The sequence below is a fragment of the Rhodoferax sp. GW822-FHT02D07 genome, assembly GCF_058802405.1.
Genome location: NZ_JBXAOD010000007.1, coordinates 19,040 through 37,806 on the forward strand (window position 1 = coordinate 19,040; position 18,767 = coordinate 37,806).

The following is an 18,767-nucleotide window of genomic DNA, read 5'->3' on the forward strand; positions in this document are numbered from 1 at the left end:
TCCCTTTCCCGATTTACCAGTCCAGCAGCGTCAGCCCGACGCTCAGCACCGTGCGGCGGTGGTTGTAGTCGGTGATGGTGTCGCCATAACCGCTGAACAGCTCGGTGTGGAAGCGCAAGCTGCTGCGGTCGCTATTGGCACCGGCGGAGCCAATCTTGCGCAGCCAGCCCAAGCGTACCGAGCCATTGCCTTCCGCCTTGAGCGAGTGCCGTACCGTGACGGCCAGCGTGTTCACCGGATCCACATTCCAGGCCAGTGCCACTTCCGCCCGGCCCACCATGTCTTCGATGTCGGGGTTGTCGTCACCGGCGGCGCTCTCCGGCAGGCGCTGCCACAGGCTGGCGTTGACGGCCAGGGTGTTGCCCAGCTCGAGCCCGGTGCGGCCGATGATGCGGTTCCAGCTGCGCGAGAGCGGCAGGCTCTGGCCATTGCTCTGGTGGTTGAGGCTGACGCCGGCAAAGCGCAAGCGCCAGCCCGAAGGCAGGGCCGAGGCCAGCGGGAAGATGTAGGTGAGCTCGGGCTCGTGGTCGGTGGCGCGGAAAGGGCGCGACAGGTCAGGGTTGAAGAGCTGCCAGTAGGACTGCTGGCTGTAGGCAAACCACAGCGAATCGAGTCGGTTCGGGTCGCCCCCGGTCAGCAGGCCCTGGGCCACCTTGGTACGCACCGAGAGCTGGATGCGCATTTCCTGCGTGGTGTAGGGCTGGAAGGCGGCCGTATGCCCCGAGGCAGGGGAGCTGGGTGTGGTGTTCACGCCGTCCGAGCCAATGACCGACAGGCTGATGGGCCGGTAGCCGCGCAGGGTGAAGGTGCCGCAGTCACTGGCCGGTTCCAGCTCCCAGAAGCGCGAGAGCGGAGTGGCCGCCGGGTTCTTGCAGCTCACCACCTCCACCGGAACGGGGGTGTCGATGGCTGGCGTGGCCTCGGCCACCGGCAGGTTGCTGGCCAGGGCTCCTGTGTCATTCTGGGCCTTGGCCCCCGTAGATAGTGCGCAAGCAGCTATGAAAATAGTAGCAATTCGGTGGTGGGGTGTCATCGGCTGGAGGCGGCGGCGGCCGCATTGGCTTGGGCTTTGGCGGCAAATTCGGCGCGCAGGGCGCGCAGTTTCTCGCGCGGGTCTTCTTTGGCGGTGGATTGGTCCAGGCCCATTTCGGCAATGAAGCGGCTGGGCAAGGCAGCGACCATTTCGCGGCCCTTTTTGCGCCGGCGTGTCCAGCTCACGGCCAGGCTGCGCTGGGCGCGGGTGATGCCCACATACATGAGGCGGCGTTCTTCCTGCAGGCGCAGGGCCATGTCTTCGTTGCTGGACTCGTCCTCGCGGCTGGAGCCGCCCAGGGTGTCGGCGCCATCCCCCAGCTTGAAGGGCAGCATGCCCTCGGTCACGCCCACTAGCATCACATGCGGCCACTCCAGGCCCTTGGAGGCGTGCAGGGTGGACAGCGTCACCACGTCCTGGTCCTTCTCGCGCTCGCTGATGGTGGAGAGCAGGGCGATGGTTTGGGACACTTCCAGCAGGTTCTTGGTCTCGCGCGTGCTGGTGGTGCCCGCTGCGTCCTCGATCTGGCCGCCGCAGCGCTGCGCCATCCATTCGCAGAACTCCATCACATTGCTCCACTTGGCCGAGGCCACGGACTCGCTGTCCTCGCCGTCGTAGAGGTGCTTTTCGTAGCCAATCTCCTTGAGCCATTCCATGATGAAAGCCATGGCGGCCTCGGCGCCTTCGGTGTGGCGGGCACGGTACTGCAAGTCGTTGATGTAGCGGCCGAACTCCTGCAGGCTGCCCAGCGCCTTGGCGCTCAGCACGCTGGAGAGTGAGGAGGAGAACAGCGCTTCGAACAGGCTGAGCTTGTACTGCGTGGCAAACACGCCCAGCGCACCCAGCGTCTGGTGGCCGATACCGCGCTTGGGCGTGGTGACGGCGCGCAGGAAGGCCGGGTCGTCGTCCTCATTGGCCCAGAGGCGGAACCAGGCGCAGAGGTCGCGGATTTCGGCGCGGTCGAAAAAGCTCTGCCCGCCCGAGACCTTGTAGGGAATGCCAGCCTTGCGTAGCGCCTTCTCGAAGGGCTTGGCCTGGTGGTTGGCGCGGTAGAGGATGGCGAAGTCGCGGAACTCCTTGTACTGCTTGCCTTGCGCGTCCACGGTGCCATTCGCGCGCAGGCTCTGGATGCGGGCCACCACGCGTTCGGCCTCGTGCTCCTCGTTGTCGGCGTCCACAATGCGCACCGGCTCGCCTTCGCCCAGTTCGCTGAACAGCGTCTTGGGGAAGAGCTTGGGGTTGGGGCCGATCACGTTGTTGGCCGCGCGCAGGATGGCGCTGGTGGAGCGGTAGTTTTGCTCCAGCTTGATGACTCGCAGCGTGGGGAAGTCGACTGGCAACTTCTTCAGGTTGTCCAGCGTCGCGCCGCGCCAGCCGTAGATGCTCTGGTCGTCGTCGCCCACAGCGGTGAAACGGGCCTTCTCTCCGACCAGCAGCTTCAGCACCTCGTACTGCGTGGCGTTGGTGTCTTGGTACTCGTCCACCAGCACATGGCCCAGCATGGCCTGCCAGCGTTCGCGTACTTCAGGATAGTCGCGCAGCAGCTTGAGCGGCAGGCTGATGAGGTCGTCAAAGTCCACGCTCTGGTAGGCCACCAGGCGTTCCTCGTAGCGGCCCATGACGGTGGCGATGATGCGTTCGTTGTCGTCGGCCGCCTGGGCCAGCGCCTGCGCGCTGGTCAGGCCCGCGCCCTTCCAGGCGCTGATGGTCCATTGCCACTGGCGGGCGGTGGCAGCGTCCACGGTGCCGCCTGCGTCCTTGAGGATGCTGGTCACGTCGTCGCTGTCCAGGATGCTGAACTGCGGCTTGAGGCCCAGCACCGCACCGTCCTCGCGCAGCAGGCGCACGCCCAGTGCGTGAAAGGTGCAGACCAGCACGTCCTTGGCCGCCTTGCCGATCAGGCTCTTGGCGCGCTCGCGCATTTCGGCGGCCGCCTTATTGGTAAAGGTGATGGCCGCAATGCGGTTGGCCGGCATGCCGGTCTGGATCAGGCGCCCGATCTTGTGCGTGATCACCCGCGTCTTGCCCGAGCCCGCGCCGGCCAGCACCAAGCAAGGGCCTTGCAGGTAATTGACGGCTTCTTGCTGGGCGGGGTTCATGCCATGGTGGGCGTTGGGGGAGGGGGCAGACATCAAAAACGCGGAAGCGGGGAACTCGGGAACGCTGCTCCAAGGGGGCAGAGGGGGGCGCGCCATCTTAACGGGTCAGCAAAAGCCGTGCCCTGGCCGGGCTGCCTGTCAGCCCGGCCAGGGCGCAGGCCAAAAACCCCGCGAGAATAGGGGCCGTGCTGCAAATCCTGATCGTCACCTTCCCCTTCTTTGCCCTGGTGCTGTGCGGCTACATTGCCGCGCGCCGTGGCATGTTGCCGCTGGCGGCCATTCCTGGGCTGAACGGCTTTGTGCTGTTCTTTGCGCTGCCCTGCATGCTGTACCGCTTTGGCGCCAGTACGCCGATTGCCCAGCTGCTGGACCCCAATGTCGCGCTGACCTATCTGCTGTGCGCACTGATCATGGTGGGGTTCATCGTGGCGGTGACCCTGCATGGCCGTATCGGCTGGAACGACGCGGCCTTTGGTGCGCTGGTGGGGGCCTTCCCCAACACCGGCTTCATGGGCGTGCCGCTGCTGGTTGCGCTGATGGGTGCCAAGGCGGCCGGCCCGGCCATCGTCACCATCCTGGTGGACATGGTGATTACCTCATCGCTGTGCATCGCGCTCTCGCGCCTGGGCGAGAACACGGCGGCTGGCGGCGTATCCGCCATGCAGGCCGCCAAGAACGCCCTCAAGGGCGTGGCCACCAATCCCATGCCCTGGTCCATCCTGCTGGGTGCGGTGGTGTCGGCCCTGCAAATTGAGTTCCCCACGCCGGTGGTCAACACCGTGGGGCTGCTGGCCGACGCGGCATCGCCCGTGGCCCTTTTCACCATCGGCGCCGTATTGGCGCGCTCGCAGTTGCTGGCCAAGGACGACAAATCGCACGAGGTGCACTGGCAGGAATATGTGCCGGTGGCCCTGATCAAGCTGTTTCTGCACCCGCTGTTGGTACTGCTCGTGGGCGTGTCGGCGGTGAGCCTGGGCGTGGCCATCGACAAGTTCTCCCTCACCGTACTGGTGCTGCTGGCTGCGCTGCCCAGCGCCAGCAATGTGTCTCTGTTGGCCGAACGCTTTGGGGCAGACAACGGACGCATTGCGCGCATCATTCTGGTGTCCACAGCGGCGGCCTTTTTTACCTTCTCGGGCGCGGTGGCGCTGATGGTGGGGATGTAGTTTTCCGCGTCGGTGCAGCAACCGTATTTTTGCGGGGGCTTGGCGTGCGGACTACCATGGGGCCATGGAAATCATCTTTAACGTGTTGCGCCGCATCGTCAAACTGGTCCTGATTATCTGGGTCAGCCTGCTGGCGCTGAGCATCTTGCTGGTGGTGTTGGCCGCGGTGGCGGCGAACGTGCTGTGGTCCCTGTTGTGTTGGCGTCGTCCGGCCCTGTTTACTACCTACACCCGTTTCCGTCAGGCTTCGCAGCAGTTCCGTGGTGGGGGCTGGAACCGTGCAGAGGGCTTTGCCCGGCCGGTGGCGGAGGATGTGGTGGATGTGCAGGCCAATGAGGTGCGGGAGGCTGTGTTGCCTTTGCCTCCTTCTGCTTCTGACAAGTCCTGAGTTTTTGTTACGGCTTGGTTGGTGGGGCCGGCAGCGTGGCCCGCGTTCTCCGGTTCAGCTCGCGGGCGGGCATTCTTGGTGGTTTGAGGTTTTTGCGCTAAGGCCTTGGTTGGGGCGCCTGCTCTGTGGCAGCCGCGAATCGAACCTGCGCCCGCGGGCCCCACTACCGGCCGAAGTGGCGCACTTGGGTATTGATGTCTTTCACACCGCCACCTCGCAGGGATGGTGAATTGGGTGCCCGGGCGCCGGCCCGATTCGCCGTTGCCACGGAGTTGGCGCACACGGGATGTGTTCACGAACCACTGTCGGCTGACCTGTGTGTTCGCCGGCGAGCCTGGGCCAGAGAACGGGTACCCGGTTCACCAGCCCCACCCATCCGGTAGCGTACCAATCCAAACTAATCGCTATAAAAACAGTAGCTTCTCGCGCAATATCAACGAGTGATAGAGGCGGAAATGTCGTTAAATCGCCAGCGGATCCACATCCACCGCCCAGCGGATCAGGCCCTTGCATTCGGGGCGGCTGCGGCTGGCGTGGAGTACGCTTTGCCAGGCGTTGAGGAACTGCTGCAGCGCCGCGCGGGAGGGGCTCTCGATCAGCATCTGGGCGCGTTCCACATTGGCCACGCGCTGGATGGTCATGGGCACGGCGGGGTAGAGGGTGATCTGGTCCAGCACAGCGGCCCAGCCGTCCCATTGCAGCATCTCATTCTGCGCAAAGTTGCGCGCCGCACTCAGGAAAGCCTGGGCGGCTTCCTGTGTCTTGGCTTCGGCGCGCACCAGGGCCTGGGCGCTGAAGGGGGGCATGGCGGCCTGCTCGCGCTCTTCCAGTTGCTGCGCGGCAAAGGCCGGGTAGTCGTGCTTTTTGAGCGCGGCGTAGAGCGGGTGCGTGGGCTGGAAGGTCTGGATCCAGACCTCGCTGCGCGCGCCTAGGGAGGCATCGCGCCCGGCGCGGCCGGCGGCCTGCATGAGCAGGCTGAACAGGCGCTCAGGCGCGCGGAAGTCGCTGCTGAACAGGGCACCGTCGGGATTTACGGCGGCCACCAGCGTGATGCGGCGGAAGTCGTGGCCCTTGGCAATCATCTGCGTGCCCACCAGCACATCCACATCGCCGGCATGCACGGCTGCCAGTTGCTCTTCCAGCGCGCCCTTGAGCTTGGTGCTGTCGGCGTCGATGCGGGCGATGCGGATGTGCTCGCCCTCCGGCGTTTCGGGCGTGACGGAGCCGGCGCGCCGCACGTCCACCAGCAGCTTTGCCAGGTGTTCTTCCAGCTGTTCGGTGCCGCGGCCAAAGGGGGCGATGTCCACATTGCCGCAGTCCGGGCAGGCACGGGGCACGCGCTCGGTGAAGCCGCAGTGGTGGCAGCGCAGCGTGCGGTCTATCTTATGGAATACGCGGAAGGCGCTGCAGTGCGGGCATTCGCTCTTCCAGCCGCAATCGTCACAGGTCAACACCGGGGCGTAGCCGCGCCGGTTGAGGAAGACCATGCACTGCTCGCCGCGTGCCACGCGCTCCTTGATGGCGTCGATCAGGGGCAGCGAGAAGACGGCGCGCCGGGGCTGGTGGTTCATGTCCACGCGGCGCACCAGAGGTAGCTGGCTCGCTTCGCCAACCCGGCTGGGCATGTGCAGCCGCAGGTAGCGCCCGCCTTCTTCGGCGGGGCGGCTCTGGTGCCAGCTCTCCAGCGACGGCGTGGCCGAGCCCAGGATGACCTTGGCGCCTTCGAGCCGGCCGCGGTAGACGGCCAGGTCGCGAGCGGAGTAGCGGGCGCCCTCACTGCTCTTGTAGCTGGGGTCGTGTTCCTCGTCCACCACGATGAGGCGCAGCTTCGGGCAACTGGCGAACACGGCCATGCGTGTGCCCAGCACGATGCGCGCGGCGCCACCGTGCGCGGCCAGCCAGCTCTTGAGCCGCTGCGGGTTGGTCATGCCGCTGTGCAGGCTGACCACGGCCTGCTCGCCGTAGAGCGGCGCAAAGCGCGCCTTGAAACGCTCTTCCAGCTGCGGCGTGAGGTTGATCTCGGGCACCATGATGAGGGCTTGGGCGTCCGGGTCGGCGGCCAGCAGCTTGTGGACGCAATGCAGATAGACCTCGGTCTTGCCGCTGCCGGTGGCGCCAAACAGCAGGAAAGGTCCGGCATGTGCGTCGATCTGGGCCACGGCCGCGGCCTGCTCCGGCGTGAGGGCGGGCACCGCCAGTACCGCGCCGCTGGCGCCTTCTGCCACCTTTTTGCGTTTGAGGCGGCGCGTCATCTGTTCCGCGGTGAGTTCGCGCAGCTGCGGTGGCAGGGCAGCCAGTGCCACTTCACCGACCGAGCGCTGGTAGTAGCCAGACGCAAATGTAAGCAGTTGTTGCCAATTGGCGCTCAGCGGCGGCAGGCCTTCCAGCACCCCGGCGATGGCGCGCACCTTGGTCGGATCGAACTCACCCGTGGCCTCGGGGGCACCTCCGTCCCAGACCACGCCCAGGGTCTCGCGGCTGCCCAAGGGCACGCGCACCAGCGTACCCGGCGCGAGTGCCTGCTCACTTTGGTAGGTGAGCACGGGACCGAGCGCCGCGTGGGCGGGCGTGTGCACCAAGACAGGTAACCAATGGCTCATGCGGGGCTGTGCGACGGGAGGAATGCGCCGAAGGGGGGAGTGGCTATTTGGGGCTGACTATTCATGTGAACTTGCGAAAGAATTCCTAAGTACTTGATTTCAAAACACTTTACATGCCGTTCACGGTTTCTGTGGATAACTTTGTTGATAGTTATGGTCCGCCGCCTGCGAAGCCTTGTAAATCAAGGGTTTGCTTGCAATGCCCAGAAAAAAAGCAAAGTTGGAAGTCCTTATAAATCAAGTACTTACGCGCGCTATGGCTTTGATAGCGGGCCTCCCCCAAACGGGGGAGGGGATAACCCCCGTACCCCCATTTTTGTGCATAAGTAAGCGCGGGGTGCGTTGGTTTGGCGCAAAAAACGTGGTAATGCGGTTACGCGCGCAGGCGTTTGGAGTGGCTGTGTACCGCGGCCACCAGCGCCGCCACATGCTCGGGCGGCGTGTACTGGCTGATGCCGTGGCCCAGGTTGAAGATGTGCGTGGGACCGGTGCCGCTGCCCTGGTAGGGTGTGCCAAAGCTGTCCAGCACCTTGGCCACTTCGGCTTCGATAGCGGCCGGTGGTGCAAACAGGACGTTGGGGTCGATGTTGCCTTGCAGCGCCTTGCCGGGGCCGTTGTCTGTGCCACCCACCATCGCGCGCGCGGTGCCCAAGTTCACTGTCCAGTCCAGGCCCAGTACCTCGCAGTCCAGCGCCTGCATGTCTTTGAGCCAGAGCCCTCCACCCTTGGTGAACACAATGCGCGGCACCACTTTGCCATCGGTGCCAAAGCGTTTGAGCTGCTTCAGGACGCGAGCGGTGTAAGCCAGGCTGAATGCCTGGAACGCGCCATCGGCCAGCACACCGCCCCAGCTGTCAAACACCATCACAGCTTGCGCACCCGCGTCGATCTGGGCATTCAGGTAGGCGGCCACGGCGTCAGCATTGACGGCCAGCATGCGGTGCATGAGGTCGGGGCGGCTGTAGAGCATGGTCTTGACCAAGCGGTAGTCGTCGCTGCCCTTGCCTTCGACCATGTAGCAGGCCAGCGTCCAGGGGCTGCCGCTGAATCCGATCAGCGGCACGCGGCTCTTGCCATCTACCGTGAGCGCCTTGCGGATGCTGCTGACGGCGTCAAACACGTACTGCAGCTTGGCCATGTCGGGTACTTCGAGCTTGGCCACGTCGGCCTCGGTCTTGACGGGGTGGGCAAAGCGCGGGCCCTCGCCCTGTGCAAAGGACAGGCCCAGGCCCATGGCGTCGGGCACGGTGAGGATGTCGCTGAACAGGATGGCTGCGTCCAGCGGGTAGCGCTCCAGGGGCTGCAGCGTGACTTCCGTGGCGTAGTCGGTGTTGGTGGCCAGGCTCATGAAGCTGCCAGCCTTGGCGCGCGTGGCGACATATTCGGGCAGGTAGCGCCCGGCCTGACGCATCAGCCATAGGGGCGTATGGGGCGTGGCCTGGCGCATGCAGGCCTGCAGAAACGTGGGGTTGTGCAGCGTGTCGAAAGACAGGGAGGCTTGGGCGTTCGGGGTGGTATCGGTCATGGACCGATTGTCGCAGGCTGGCCCTGCCAGACCTTGATCCGGGTCAAGGGGCTGGAGTCAGGGCGCGAGGCGGGCGTGCTCCACCAGCAGGCATTTGTCTTGCACGGTCTGCAGGCCGGCGGTTTGCGCTTTCGCCAGCGCGGCGTCGTGGCGTATGCCCAGCTGCAGCCAGATGGCGGGGGCGCCAATGGCAATGGCTTCATCCACCACGGGCGGCACGTCTTCGCTGTTGCGGAACACGTCCACCAAATCAATCTTCTCGTGTGAGGCGGCCTCGGTCAGGCTCCGGTAGACCTTCTCGCCCAGGATCTCGCTGGCATTGGGGTTGATGGGGATGATGCGCCAGCCCTGGCGCTGCATGTACTGCGCGACCTTGAAGCTGTCGCGGTGCGGTTTGGGCGAGAGGCCCACCACGGCCACGGTGCGCGGTGTACGGACGAGCTGGGCAATGGTCTGGGCTTCTTCGGTCATGGGGGTGTTCACAGGGTGGCCAGCGCCTCGCGCAGCGCGCCGGGGGTGAGGATTTCGGACAGCACCACGGGCGCCTTGCCCGGCGCGTAGAGCACATAGACCGGCACGCCGCTGCGGCCCAGCGCCTGCAGCGCCTGGGTGATGGCGGGGTCGCGCCGCGTCCAGTCCGCGCGCAGCAGCGCGACCTTGCGGGCGGCAAAGTCGGCCTCGACGTCGGCATTGGCGAGGGTGGTTGTCTTGTTCACCTGGCAGGTGATGCACCAGGCCGCCGTGAAGTCCACAAACACCGGCTGGCCCTGCGCCAGCCTGGTCTGCACCGCGTCGGCGGACCAGGGCTGCCACGGGCCGGCGGATGCGCTGACCGCAGCTTGGGTGGGTGCTTCGGTTTTCAAGCCATATTGGGCTGTAGCCCCCATGAAAAGTGCGCAAGCAGCTATGGAAATGGTAGCGAAGATGGTGCGACTGCGGCCCTGCAGGCGCAGCGCCCAGACCAGCATGCTGAGGCCCAGGATCAGCAGCAGCAGGCTGGCCGCGCCGTCCACCCCGCTCAGGTGGCCCAGCACCCACACCAGCCACACCACCGTGGCCGCCATGGGAAAGGCCAGGAAGTGGCGCAGCGTGTCCATCCAGGCGCCGGGGCGCGGCAGCCAGCGTGTGACCGCAGGCACCCAGCTCGCCAGCAAGTAGGGCAGCGCCAGGCCCAGGCCCAGCGTGGCAAACACGGCCAGCGCCTGTGTAGCGGGCAGGCCAATGGCGTAGCCCAGCGCGGCGCCCATGAAGGGCGCGCTGCAGGGCGAGGCCACGGCCACCGCCAGCACGCCCGAGAGCCCGGCCTCGGCCACCGGGTGGCGCATCTGCAGCGTGGCCAGACTTTGCGGTAGCACGCTGCCCACCGTGAGCCAGCCTGCCAGGTTGAGCGCAATGCCGGTGAACAGCAGTGCCAGCGCAATGATCACGCCCGGCGTCTGCAGCTGAAAGCCCCAGCCCAACTGCTCGCCACCCGCGCGCAGCGCCAGCAGCAGGCCGCCCAGCGCCAGGAAGGACAACACCACGCCCGCCGTATAGGCCAGGCCTTGGGCGCGCTGCGAGGCGCGCGATTGCCCGGTTTGCGCTGCAAAGCCCAGCACCTTGATGGCCAGCACCGGGAACACGCAGGGCATGAGGTTGAGGATGAGGCCACCCAGCAGCGCCATGGCCAGCACAAGGGGCAGGCCCTGCGCCGCAGCGGGTGCGGAGCTTTGTGCGTTGGCCGCCAGCGCGGCCTGGAGTGCGGGGCTTACTTCGGCACGGGGCGCCACGGCGGGCCAACTGCCTTGCACCGTGGTTTCGACCCGCAGGCGCTCTTCGCCCTGCACCAGCACCCAGGCCACGTTGCTGGGGCTGCTGCTCCGCTGGGCCGAGTGCGGCACGCTGGCCGTCCAGACGCCGTCGCTCCAGCCCTGGGTGCCGGCTTGGCTGGCGGTGGTGGTTTGCACCGCGTCGGCGGCAGCCGGCAGGGCCGGGGTGTGCAGCAGCTCTGCGGTTTCGGGGAAGGCGTTCACCGCCTTGCCGCGCCAGCTGGCGGGCAGGCCGCTCACGCGCAGGGCCATGCCGCTGTCGGACACGGTGGCCTGCATGGCGCCGGCAATGGGCTTGGGTGCACTGGCCCAAGCGGTCTCGAATGCGGCGCGCTGCAAAGCCGTGGAGACTTTCAATGGAAGGCGCAGCGAGAAGCGGCCCTCTTGTGGGATGCATTCCTGCCGGCAGACCAGCCAGCTCGCGTCCACCCCAATCTCCAGGTCCTGCGCCAGCGCGCTCGGGCGGAAGTCGGAGCCTATGGTCAGCGGTACCGGCAGCAGCACCGTGCCCTCATAGCCCAGGTTGGCCAGGCTGCCAATGGCAATCTTGTGTGGCGTGGGCCAGGCAATGTCGCCCGCGGCCACGCCGGCGGGCAGGTTCCAGCTCAGCGTGGTGGGCAGGCCGGAGTCGCCAGGGTTCTTCCAGTAGGTATGCCACTGTGGCTGGTGCTGCAGCTGCAGGCCCAGCCAGACCTGGGCGCCGGGCACCACGCCTTGCGGCGCATAGGCCATGAGCTCGGCGCGCACCTGCTCGGTCTGCACCACGGCGCTGGCGCTGGGCGACATGCCTGTGCTGGCAGTTTGGGTGCCAATTTGAGCCCTGGCCCCCATGGATATTGCGCCAGCAGCTATCAAAAAAGAAGCAAATCGAAGCGCCTGGTGGCACAGGTAGAGGGCAGCGCGAGAGGTCATTGCAGGGTGGGAGCGGCGGGGCGGACTAAAGTTCCGGGCCCCCCATTGTGCTGGGGACTGAGCGGCGTTATAACAGTCCCCCGGCCTTGGCCGGGTCACATGCCTAACTTCTACCTCAGCACAGGAGATTTGGTGATGAACCCTACCCGCGTATTGCGTTTGGCGTCTCTCGTGTTGGCTGCCGCCCCGCTGGTGGCGCAGGCGGATGAGGCCGGCACGGTCTACACCCAACTGGGCATCAATGGGCTGGGGCTGGGGTACGCCACCTCCGTCAGCCCGGACTGGGCGGTGCGGGGGCAGCTCAACTGGCTACCCAAACAAAATTACACCGGGAACGTGGGCGACTTCGGGTCCAGTGCCAACCTGAACATCGACCTGACCTGGAGCTCTCTGCAACTGGTGGGTGACTGGTACCCCGGGGCTGGCGGCTTTCGCTTCACGGGCGGGGTGGTTTTCAACGACAACAAAATCACTTTGACCGGAACCGGCAACGTGAATGGAACGCCGGGTACGGTGAATGGCGAGATCAAGTTGAGCCAGGATCCGGCCCCTTACTTGGGGCTGGGCTATTCCATTCGCCCGCGTGCCGCCAAGGGGCTGGGTTTCAATGTCGATGCCGGCGTGATGTTCCAGAACCCCAAGGCCAGCCTGAGTGCCACCGGAGGCCCCAGCGCTGCGGATGTTGAGGCCCAGCGTATCAAGATGCAGGAGGCCATTGACCAGCTCAAGGTCATGCCTGTGCTGGCCGTCGGCGTGAGTTACTCCTTTTAGTCTGGCGTCCGCTTCGACTGCGTGAAGACGCAGGCAGTTTTTCGGGGCCCATGCGCCGCTGGTAGTGGCCTGGCGGTGACGCAGGGGCATGCCCGCACATCAGAGTTCGGTATCCAGCGTGCCTTATGCTTGACCTGTGCCAAGCCGGGCGCCGATACTTTGTGCACCCCCACATAGCTGCCATCTTCAGGGAGTCAGGTTTTTGCCCCAGTCCACCGGTTTCCTCGCGCGCCTTCCCCTGCTGTCCCTGCGCCAGACGCTGATGCTGGGTGTCGCGCTGGGCATCTTGTTACCGGCGCTGTTTCTGGCGTATTTCCAGGTCACGGCCAAGCTGCAGACCGAAGTGGCCCTGCGTGTGGAGGCGCCCATGCGCCAGTACGCCGAGGTGCTCTCGCGCGGCATGGCGGTGGCGGTCTGGAACCTGGACCGCGGTGTGGCCGGCGAGCTGGTGGACGCAGTGATGCGCAACCCCGACGTGGTGAGCGTGACCGTGGCCGACGAATTCCAGGAAGTGTTTGTGCGCAGGCACAACGATGGCCTGCAGCCCGGCCCCACGCTGACGGACCAGCGCGACATCATCTACAACGGCACCCGTGTGGGCCGGCTCACCGTGGAAATGACGGCCCAGCGCATTGAGCGCGAGATGCGGCAGGACCTGCTGCGCTTCGCGCTGGCGCTGGTGTTGCAGATGGCACTGGCCTTTCTGGTGATCTGGCCCTTGTTCAACCGCCGGGTGCTCAAGCCCTTGCTGGAACTGCGCGAAGACGCCCGTCGCCTGGCGCGCGGCGAGCTGGCGCTGCCGCTGCTGCCCCAGCGCAAGGACGAGATGGGCGAGCTGGCCGGCGCGCTGGACACCATGCGGCAGGACCTGGCTGCCCTGATGGCCGAGCGCGAGCAGAAGACCCAGGCCCTGCAGCAGGAGCTGATCGAGCGCGCCCGCACCGAAGAAGCCCTGCGCGTGAGCCAGACCAAGTTCAAGGCCATCTTTGACGCCTCTCCCGCAGCCATGTCAGTTTCGCGCGTGAACGAGGAAACCACCACGCTGGACGTCAACAGCGCCTGGGTGCGCCTGTTCGGCCTGGACCGCGATCGTGTGATCGGCTCCAACGGCGCACGCACCGGCATCTGGCGCGACCCCGGCGAGCGCGACCGCGGCATGCGCATCCTGCGCCAGACCGGCGAGCTTTCCGACTACCGTACCTGGATGTACCGCTCCAACGGCCAGGTGGAAATGCTCTGCGAACTCTCGGGCCGGCTGGTGACACTGGGCGACGAGAAGGTGCTCATCATGGCGTTTGACGACATCACCGCCAAGCACCGTTACGAGGAAAACATCCTCCAGCTCAACGCCACGCTGGAACAGCGCGTGACCGAGCGCACGCAGGAACTCTCGACCACGCTGGCCCAGCTCACCGCAGCGCAGAGCGAGCTGGTGCGGGCCGAAAAAATGTCGGCCCTGGGTTCGCTGGTGGCTGGCATTGCGCACGAGCTCAACACCCCCATCGGCAACAGCCTCACCGTGGCGAGCACCTTGCAGGACCACGCCACCAGCTTCTCCGCCAGCATGGGCCAGGGCCTCACCCGCAGCCGGCTGGAGGAGTTCGTCAACAACACCCGCCAGGGCGCAGGCATCCTCATGCGCGGCCTGCAGCACGCGGCCGAGCTGGTGTCGAGCTTCAAGCAGGTGGCGGTGGACCAGACCAGCCTGAACCGCCGCACCTTCAACCTGGCGTCCACGGTGAGCGAGATATTGCTCACGCTGGGCCCCACGATCCGCAAGTCCAACCATTTGGTGGAGTGCGATATCCACGCCGACATCGTCATGGACAGCTACCCCGGACCGCTGGGGCAGGTGCTGACCAACCTCATCAACAACGCGCTCCTGCATGCGTTCGAGGGCATACCGCATGGTGCCGTGCGCGTGACGGCCAACATGGCGGAGGATGGCTCCGTCCACCTGCTCGTGAGCGACAACGGCTCCGGCATTCCGCAGGCCCACCTGGCGCGCGTATTCGACCCCTTCTTCACCACCAAGCTGGGCCAGGGCGGCAGCGGACTGGGCCTGAACATCGTCTACAACCTGGTCACCAAAACCCTGGGGGGCACGGTGCATGTGGCCAGCGAAGTGGGGCATGGCGCTACCTTCCGCATGGTGCTGCCGCGCTCCGCACCGGTGGTGGCCTTTGACGGCGTGGAGCCCGAGGCGCTGGCGCGCTAATGCTCCGGCTCCCCAGCCTCTAAGATAGGCGCATGCAAACCCCTTCCCGTTTCTGGGCCGACTGGAGCACGCGCGAATTTGCGCAGGCGCAAGCCAGCGGCATGCTGGCCTCCACCATTGCCGTGCTGCCCGTGGCCGCTACTGAACAGCATGGCCCGCACCTGCCCTTGCGTGTGGACAGTGCGCTGGCCGATGGCGTGGTTGCTGCCAGCCTCGCGCACATTCCGGCCGAGGTGCCAGCCCTGTTCTTGCCTACCCAGGCGGTGGGTTTCAGCCCCGAGCACACGCAGTTCCCCGGCACGCTCACGCTCAAGGCCGAGACTGTGATCCGGCTATGGACCGAGCTGGGCGAGTGCGTGGCGGCCAGCGGTGTGAAAAAACTGGTGCTGCTCAATGCGCATGGCGGACAGGTGGGTCTTATGGATGTGGTGGCACGCGATCTGCGCGCGCGGTTGGGGCTCTTGGTCTACAGCGTCAACTGGTTTGGTTTGCCGCTCACCGGTCCGGCGGGTGAGGATGTGAATGCGCTGTTCAGCGCGCACGAGCACCGCTTTGGCATCCACGCGGGCGAGATCGAGACGTCCATGATGCTGGCGCTCGCGCCCCAGCAGGTGGACATGGCGCAGGCACAGAACTTTGCCTCCACCTCCGAAGACCGGGCGCGCCAGTTCCCCATTCTGGGCAACGGCAAAAGCGCCAAGCTGGCCTGGCAGATGCAGGACTACAACGCCGCTGGCGCTGTGGGCAATGCTGCGGCCGCTACCGCCGAGAAAGGCCGCGCCGTGCTCGATGCCGCCGGTCGCGCGCTGGCGCAGACCCTGGCCGAAATCCACCGCCTGCCTTCCGACACGCTACGCGATTTGTCCTAGTCGGCGTTACGGCACTGCTGCACTGCGGCGTCGCCGCGTTGCCAGCAGGGGCTGGCGGTGTTGTGGTCGGGTGTGGGAATGCCTTCCATGTCGATGCGGGCGACCCGTGTGTCAAAGGCCTGCACGCCTGTAGCATCCAGGCGCAGACGCAGCACCCAGCCCACGCGCTGGTTGGCGTTGTCGGTTTCCTTCATCACGAAATTACCCACGCTGTAGACAATCGGCTTGCCTCGGTAGTGCTCGATGTCTTGCGTCACATGTGGGTGGCCGCCAATCACGGCATCGGCCCCGGCATCTACCATCAGGCGTGCCAGCTTGCGCTGGCGCACGTTGGATACGGGCTCGTTCTCCCAGCCCCAGTGCATCACGGGGATGACCAGATCCGCCCGGTGCGCGCTGCGTGCGGCGCGGATGTCGGCCACCACCTGTTCGTCCTCGCTCCAGGCTGAGCCCGGGGCGTCGGCATCGGCCTCGAAGCTGCGCGGCATGAACTCGTTGTAGCCCAGGAGCGCAATGCGCAAGCCCTTGCGTTCCACGATCAGCGGCGTATGCGCCTGCTGCAGGTTGTAGCCCCCACCAAAGTAGCCCAGCCCGCTGTGCTGCAGCAGACCCAGCATTTCCGCAAAGGCTTCGCGCCCATAGTCACCCGAATGGTTGTTGGCCAGGGCCATGGCGTCAAAGTGGCGCTTGAGTACCGGCAGCACGCGCGGGTGGGCGCGGAAGGTGTAGTTCTTGTCGCCAGCCGAGCCTGTGGTGGCGACCACGCACTCCAGGTTGCCGAGGCGAATGTCGGCGGTTTTGAACAGGGGCGCAAACGCGGCAAAGGGGTCCTGCCCGCGCGCAATCATGGCGCCGGCCACGTCGTCCAGTACGATGTCACCCGCGAACACCAAGGTGACCGGAGCTTGCTGGGCCAGGGCGGGCAGAGCCCCCTGCAGCGCGAGCAGGACAGGAAGACCTATGCGTAGTAGCGTGCGCCTCATGGAGCTGCCCCCTGCAGGGTGCATTCGTATTGCAGTTCCCGCTCCACGGCACCGGCGTAGACAAACTGCTTGCCGGTCAGTGAAGGGCCAGCCGCAAACGGCGGCAGGTAGGTGGCCTGTTGCACCAGCACCGGCTGGCGCCGTGTCTCCACATAGGCGTAGAGCTTGATGTAGTCCGGCTGCGCCGTGCTACCCACCATGACTGCCTTAAAGCGAAAGCGCCCGCCCACATCGACGGACTCCACCCCATAAGGATTGGCCACGGGCGCAGCTTCCAGTGTCTGGGTGCTGCCGGCATAGGTGAGTTGGCATAGAAGCCGGGGGCTGGCCCAGGCCGTGGGCCAAGCCAGGGCGACCGTGCAGGCCAAGGAGATGGTGCGTATGGGGATACGTGATACGAGGTTGAACTGGCGCATCCGCCCCATTGTGCGGCTTGAGCGCCCCGACGCCATCAGGGCTTTTGCTAGCGGATGCCGCGGATGTAGCGGTGCGCTTCGCTCTCGCTGGCACCGATCAGGGAGTCGGACGCGCCGGGCAGCGGGGCGGGTTTGGTATTGCCACTGATGACGCCAAACAGGCGATCGCGTGTGGGGCGCTGCGCGGGCGTGGGAACCATGGCCAGCTCCAGCTTGGCTGCCCATTCGGCCAGATCGGTGTGGCCGTCTTCTTCGGCGGCGGCGCGTGCAAAGCGCACGATCTCGGCGGCGTATTCGGTGTTGCAGGCCATCCACTCGGTGTCGGTGACGCGCCCGGTCTTGCGGCGCAACAGCACATGCAGGTGGGCGGCAACCGCCAGTTTTTCACTGTTCAACATGCAACACTCCTTGTAAAGGCCCTAAGCCGGGCCGTATCAGGTCCCCAGATGCTCCCGGTGCTGCGAGACATCCAGGCCGGTGAGCTCAGAGTTCTCGTCCACCCGCAGACCCACAATCAGCTTGGTCAACCAGAGCAGGCCCCAGCTCACCAAACCGCTGTACACCACCACCACCAACACGCCCAAGGCCTGGGTGGCCACGCTGCCGCTCACGCCCGAGATGGTTTTGCTTGCAAAGTAGCCCGTCATCAGCGAGCCCACGATGCCGCCAATGCCGTGTACGCCAAACACGTCCAGCGAGTCATCGGCATTGAGCATGCGCTTGAGCCCGGTCGCGCCCCAGTAGCAGGCCAGACCGGCCACGCCACCAAAGATTACTGCCGCACCCGGCGTCACAAAACCGGCGGCCGGTGTGATCGCCACCAGGCCCGCCACCAGCCCCGAGCACAAGCCCAGCAGCGAGGGGCGGCCGCGCATGATCCATTCGCCCAGCATCCAGGCCATGGCACCGGCCGAGGCGGCAATGTGCGTCACCGCCATGGCCAGGCCCGCGCGTCCGTCAGAGGCCACGGCCGAACCGGCATTGAAGCCAAACCAGCCCACCCACAGCATGCCCGCCCCCACCATGGTCAGGCCCAGGTTGAAGGGCTCAAAGGGTTCGCGGCCGTAGCCCTTGCGTGCGCCCAGCATGTAGGCGCAGACCAGACCGGATACGCCGGCATTGATGTGCACCACCGAGCCGCCTGCAAAGTCCAGCACGCCCAGCTGCACCAGCCAGCCGCCCGGCTCCCACACCCAGTGGGCAATGGGCGCATACACGACTACCGACCACATGCCAATGAACCACAGCATCGCAGAGAAGCGCATGCGCTCCACAAACGCGCCCACAATCAGTGCGCAGGTGATGATGGCGAAGGTCAGCTGGAACATGGCGTAGACCGACTCCGGGATGTTTGGTGCCACATGGCTGACGGCGACCATGCCGGCTTCCTTCATGTAGTTGAGGCCGCTGAACCAGAGCCGCTCGGTGCCACCCAGCCAGGTGTGGCCGGGGGTAAAGGCCAGCGAGTAGCCCACCGCGAACCACAGCAGGCTGACCAGCGAGGCAATCGCCACGACACTGGCCATGGTGTTGATCACGCTCTTGCGTCGCACCATGCCGCCGTAGAACAGGGCAATGCCGGGCAGGGTCATCAGCAGCACCAGGGCGGTACTGGTCATCATCCAGGCGGTGTCTGCCGCATTGATGGTGTCCTGGGCCACCACGCTGGGTTTGGTCACCGGGGCAGGGGCTGCGGGCGCTTCTGGTGCGGGCGCAGCGACGGGGGGTGGCGCCGCGGCGGCTGGGGCCGATACCTCCGCCACCGGAGCAGCTGCAGGCGCCGATGCGCCGGCATCCGGGCTGGGTGCCGTCTGTGCCATGCCGGCCAGACTCCAGGTCAAAACACAGGCGCCCAAGAAAGGCGCAACCCACTTCGTTCCGAATCGGTGCATCGTTTTCCTCTGTGCGGTCCAACAGAGGGGGCAAAGCACGAGCCGTGCCAATCACGTCACGCCTTGTTACAAAGCCGACGCGGTTGC

General features: G+C 65.8%; 15 protein-coding genes. 5 read left to right on the forward strand and 10 right to left on the reverse strand.

What is annotated here, in order from left to right:
- Positions 1 to 13 precede the first annotated feature (13 nt).
- Complete coding sequence (locus tag AC1RNN_RS15445; protein WP_493090298.1) at positions 14 to 1,033, reverse strand: phospholipase A; 1,020 nt, start codon at positions 1,031 to 1,033, stop codon at positions 14 to 16.
- On the reverse strand, positions 1,030 to 3,165 hold the full coding sequence (locus AC1RNN_RS15450) for an ATP-dependent helicase (protein WP_493090297.1): 2,136 nt from the start codon (positions 3,163 to 3,165) through the stop codon (positions 1,030 to 1,032). Before AC1RNN_RS15450 ends, AC1RNN_RS15445 begins: the two co-directional genes overlap by 4 nt.
- Before the next feature lie 152 nt (positions 3,166 to 3,317).
- Between AC1RNN_RS15450 and AC1RNN_RS15455 the strand changes: the two genes are divergently transcribed.
- Together AC1RNN_RS15455 and AC1RNN_RS15460 are read left to right on the forward strand one after the other, a co-directional pair.
- Positions 3,318 to 4,298, forward strand: a complete 981-nt coding sequence (locus AC1RNN_RS15455) for an AEC family transporter (RefSeq protein ID WP_493090295.1) — start codon at positions 3,318 to 3,320, stop codon at positions 4,296 to 4,298.
- 64 nt (positions 4,299 to 4,362) lie between these two features.
- On the forward strand, positions 4,363 to 4,686 hold the full coding sequence (locus AC1RNN_RS15460) for a hypothetical protein (RefSeq protein WP_493090293.1): 324 nt from the start codon (positions 4,363 to 4,365) through the stop codon (positions 4,684 to 4,686).
- A 461-nt stretch (positions 4,687 to 5,147) separates the two neighbouring features.
- Here AC1RNN_RS15460 and priA read toward each other — a convergent pair whose 3' ends face one another.
- The 4 genes from priA to AC1RNN_RS15480 all read right to left on the reverse strand — a co-directional run bounded on the left by priA (position 5,148) and on the right by AC1RNN_RS15480 (position 11,450).
- The gene (gene priA / locus AC1RNN_RS15465) at positions 5,148 to 7,286 is read right to left on the reverse strand and encodes a replication restart helicase PriA (protein WP_493090292.1); all 2,139 of its coding nucleotides are present in this window, start codon (positions 7,284 to 7,286) and stop codon (positions 5,148 to 5,150) included.
- 373 nt (positions 7,287 to 7,659) lie between these two features.
- Positions 7,660 to 8,778, reverse strand: coding sequence for a uroporphyrinogen decarboxylase (hemE, locus tag AC1RNN_RS15470; protein WP_493090331.1), 1,119 nt, complete (start codon positions 8,776 to 8,778; stop codon positions 7,660 to 7,662).
- Positions 8,779 to 8,868: 90 nt separating this feature from the next.
- Positions 8,869 to 9,282, reverse strand: a complete 414-nt coding sequence (locus tag AC1RNN_RS15475; protein ID WP_493090291.1) for a CoA-binding protein — start codon at positions 9,280 to 9,282, stop codon at positions 8,869 to 8,871.
- Positions 9,283 to 9,290: 8 nt separating this feature from the next.
- Positions 9,291 to 11,450 (reverse strand): protein-disulfide reductase DsbD family protein, encoded by a 2,160-nt coding sequence (locus AC1RNN_RS15480; protein WP_493090290.1) that lies wholly within the window; start codon positions 11,448 to 11,450, stop codon positions 9,291 to 9,293.
- A gap of 216 nt (positions 11,451 to 11,666) precedes the next feature.
- Here AC1RNN_RS15480 and AC1RNN_RS15485 point away from each other — a divergent pair, with 216 nt between their 5' ends.
- From AC1RNN_RS15485 to AC1RNN_RS15495, 3 genes are all read left to right on the forward strand, one after another.
- On the forward strand, positions 11,667 to 12,302 hold the full coding sequence (locus AC1RNN_RS15485; RefSeq protein WP_493090289.1) for a hypothetical protein: 636 nt from the start codon (positions 11,667 to 11,669) through the stop codon (positions 12,300 to 12,302).
- Between the two features lie 202 nt (positions 12,303 to 12,504).
- On the forward strand, positions 12,505 to 14,520 hold the full coding sequence (locus AC1RNN_RS15490) for an ATP-binding protein (RefSeq protein WP_493090287.1): 2,016 nt from the start codon (positions 12,505 to 12,507) through the stop codon (positions 14,518 to 14,520).
- A 32-nt stretch (positions 14,521 to 14,552) separates the two neighbouring features.
- On the forward strand, positions 14,553 to 15,389 hold the full coding sequence (locus tag AC1RNN_RS15495; protein WP_493090286.1) for a creatininase family protein: 837 nt from the start codon (positions 14,553 to 14,555) through the stop codon (positions 15,387 to 15,389).
- Here AC1RNN_RS15495 and AC1RNN_RS15500 read toward each other — a convergent pair.
- From AC1RNN_RS15500 to AC1RNN_RS15515, 4 genes are read right to left on the reverse strand one after another with little or no spacing between them, the layout of a single operon-like run.
- A complete protein-coding gene (locus AC1RNN_RS15500) occupies positions 15,386 to 16,372 on the reverse strand; it encodes a CapA family protein (protein WP_493090284.1) in 987 nt (328 codons plus the stop codon). The genes AC1RNN_RS15495 and AC1RNN_RS15500 overlap by 4 nt on opposite strands.
- Positions 16,369 to 16,788 carry a hypothetical protein gene (locus AC1RNN_RS15505; RefSeq protein ID WP_493090283.1) on the reverse strand — a complete coding sequence of 140 codons (420 nt, stop codon included), beginning with the start codon at positions 16,786 to 16,788 and terminating at the stop codon, positions 16,369 to 16,371. Before AC1RNN_RS15505 ends, AC1RNN_RS15500 begins: the two co-directional genes overlap by 4 nt.
- Before the next feature lie 47 nt (positions 16,789 to 16,835).
- Positions 16,836 to 17,186 (reverse strand): hypothetical protein, encoded by a 351-nt coding sequence (locus AC1RNN_RS15510; RefSeq protein WP_493090282.1) that lies wholly within the window; start codon positions 17,184 to 17,186, stop codon positions 16,836 to 16,838.
- 36 nt (positions 17,187 to 17,222) lie between these two features.
- On the reverse strand, positions 17,223 to 18,608 hold the full coding sequence (locus AC1RNN_RS15515; RefSeq protein WP_493137457.1) for an ammonium transporter: 1,386 nt from the start codon (positions 18,606 to 18,608) through the stop codon (positions 17,223 to 17,225).
- Positions 18,609 to 18,767 lie beyond the last annotated feature (159 nt).